Source organism: uncultured Leptotrichia sp., assembly GCF_938036635.1.
Lineage (GTDB): Bacteria > Fusobacteriota > Fusobacteriia > Fusobacteriales > Leptotrichiaceae > Leptotrichia > Leptotrichia hongkongensis.
Genome location: NZ_CALHQO010000416.1, coordinates 1 through 1,722 on the forward strand (window position 1 = coordinate 1; position 1,722 = coordinate 1,722).

The 1,722-nt window shown below is 30.0% G+C and carries 2 protein-coding genes; both read left to right on the forward strand.

Going from position 1 to position 1,722, the window contains the following annotated elements:
* Nucleotides 1–108 precede the first annotated feature (108 nt).
* Nucleotides 109–783 carry a metal-dependent transcriptional regulator gene (locus tag Q0370_RS08355; RefSeq protein WP_299574542.1) on the forward strand — a complete coding sequence of 225 codons (675 nt, stop codon included), beginning with the start codon at nucleotides 109–111 and terminating at the stop codon, nucleotides 781–783.
* A 49-nt stretch (nucleotides 784–832) separates the two neighbouring features.
* Complete coding sequence (locus tag Q0370_RS08360; RefSeq protein ID WP_299574544.1) at nucleotides 833–1,711, forward strand: zinc ABC transporter substrate-binding protein; 879 nt, start codon at nucleotides 833–835, stop codon at nucleotides 1,709–1,711.
* Nucleotides 1,712–1,722: the final 11 nt, after the last annotated feature.

Consider the following 1,722-nt stretch of genomic DNA (forward strand, 5'->3'; position numbering starts at 1 on the left):
GACTATTAAAGAAGTCTTGACAATCAAGGTATTTAGTGGTAACATTATAATGTTGTTAGGTTAGCCTAATTCATAAATTAGGTCAAGCTAAAAAAGGAAGGAGTTGGGATGAGCAGAAGTATAGAAGATTATTTAAAAGGAATATATACTTTGAAAAAAAAGAAGGAATATTCTAATAAAAAACTTGCAGAATATTTAAATATCTCTCCAGCATCAGTTAGCGAAATGATAAAAAAGCTGGTAAATGATGATTATTTAACTATTGACAAAAAAACAGTAAAACTTACTGAAAAGGGGAATAAATTTGCACTTGATATTATACGTAAACATAGGGTTTGGGAAGTTTTTTTATTTGAAAAGCTAGGATATGATAAAGAGGAAGTACATAAGGAAGCAGAAATTTTGGAGCATGTAACAAGCAATAAGTTACTTCAAAAACTGGAAAAATTCTTATTTTACCCTAAAGAATGTCCACATGGCAGTCCAATTTTCTATGATGTAAAAAACTTCAATGAGGAAAATATTATAAAATTATCTGAAGCTGAGGAAGATGATGAAATTGTTATATTAAGTGTGGAAGATAATATAGAATTATATGATTATCTAAGGGATTTAGATATAAATTTAAAGGAAAAATATATTGTAGAAAGAAAAGATCCGTTTAATGGACCGATATATTTGAAAAGTGAGCAAAATAATGAAAAAATAGTGGCTTTTAATGCAGCAGATATGATTGAGGTTTATAAAAAAAATAAAGATTTGGAGGAGACAGATAATGAGTAAAAACAACGTATTAACAAAATTAAACTTAGTAATCGCAGTATGTGTAGCAATGATGCTACTAATATCTTGTGGAAAAGGTGGAGCTTCATCAGGTAAAAAAATAAAAGTTACGACAACAACGACAATGCTTTCTGATCTTGTAAAAACAATTGGTGGAGATAAAGTCGAAGTTACAGGACTTATGGGAGAAGGAGTAGATCCACATTTATATAGTGCCAGTGCAGGAGATATTGAAAAACTTGGAAATGCAGATATTATAGTGTATGGTGGATTACATCTGGAAGGTAAAATGACAGAAATTTTCGAAAAATTAACTTCTCAAAACAAAAATATATTAAATGTTGGGGACAAACTGGATAAAAGTAAAATTCATCTAGTTGACCAAAATACTCCTGACCCGCATGTATGGTTTAATACTGAACTATGGGAAAAAGAAGCTGAAGCTGTAGAAGCTGAATTAAGTAAATTTGATTCTAAAAATAGCGACTACTACAAAGAAAACTTAAAAAAATATAAAGCTGAACTAAATGAACTTACAACTTATGTAAAAACAAGAATTAAGGAAATTCCTGAAAAAAGCAGAGTCCTTGTAACAGCTCACGATGCATTTAACTACTTTGGAGAACAATTTGGACTAGAAGTAAAAGCAATACAAGGTGTTTCTACAGATTCTGAAACTGGTACAAAAAATATAAGCGACTTAGCCAACTTCATTGTTCAAAGAAATATAAAAGCAATATTTGTAGAATCTTCTGTTCCGAAAAAAAGTATCGAAGCTCTACAGGAAGCTGTAAAAGCTAAAGGAAAAGAAGTTAAAATAGGAGGAGAACTGTACTCAGATTCATTAGGAGACAAAGCACACAACTCTGAAACTTATATTAAAACAGTTAAAGCAAATGCCGATACTATTGTAAATGCCTTAAAATAAAAATTAAACTC

Bases quoted from the DNA above. Each gene is read 5' to 3' on its own strand.
- Q0370_RS08355 (WP_299574542.1), top strand. From the start codon at position 109: ATGAGCAGAAGTATAGAAGATTATTTAAAAGGAATATATACTTTGAAA.
- Q0370_RS08360 (WP_299574544.1), top strand. From the start codon at position 833: ATGATGCTACTAATATCTTGTGGAAAAGGTGGAGCTTCATCAGGTAAA.